Here is a 631-nt window from a genome sequence, read left to right on the forward strand (position 1 = left end):
AATACTGGCACCGTTGAAGTAGATACAACGGGTTTAAATGTGAGTATCGATGCCTTAGTAACGAATGATACGTCACCGGCGTTAAGTGGCAGCATTGATGATGCCACAGCGACTGTGATTGTTACTGTCAATGGTATTGACTACACGACTGTCAATAACGGCGATGGCACTTGGAGTTTAGCAGCGGATACGATTGCCGAATTAGCCGAAGGCTACGTTGTGATCAGTGTGTCTGCGAGTGATGAAGCGGGCCATACGGATAGTGCAACGACCACCATTGAAGTGGATACCACCGCTCCAATAATTAGCGTCGACTCTATTATTACCACTGATAACACGCCAATGTTAACGGGTAATGTCGAAGATACAACAGCCACCGTGGTGGTAACCGTGGACGGCATCGAATACGCAGCAACTAACAATGCGGATGGGTCGTGGACTTTAGCGGATAACACACTCCCTGCATTGGATGATGGTGAAACCCTTATCACAGTAACAGCAACTGATGCAGCAGGTAACGACGCGACGAACACAGGCACAATCAACGTCGATACCGTAGGTATTAACGTCAGTATTGATGCGTTAGTGACCAATGATACGTCACCAGCGCTAAGCGGTAGCATTGATGATG

1 protein-coding gene is annotated in these 631 nt (G+C 47.9%); it reads left to right on the forward strand.

Annotated elements, in window-relative coordinates; all coding sequences use genetic code 11:
• The coding region (locus V5290_RS17350) for an Ig-like domain-containing protein (protein ID WP_333388785.1) at positions 1 to 631 on the forward strand (631 nt) is incomplete at both ends.

It is taken from the genome of Psychromonas arctica (assembly GCF_036697365.1).
Lineage (GTDB): Bacteria > Pseudomonadota > Gammaproteobacteria > Enterobacterales > Psychromonadaceae > Psychromonas > Psychromonas arctica_A.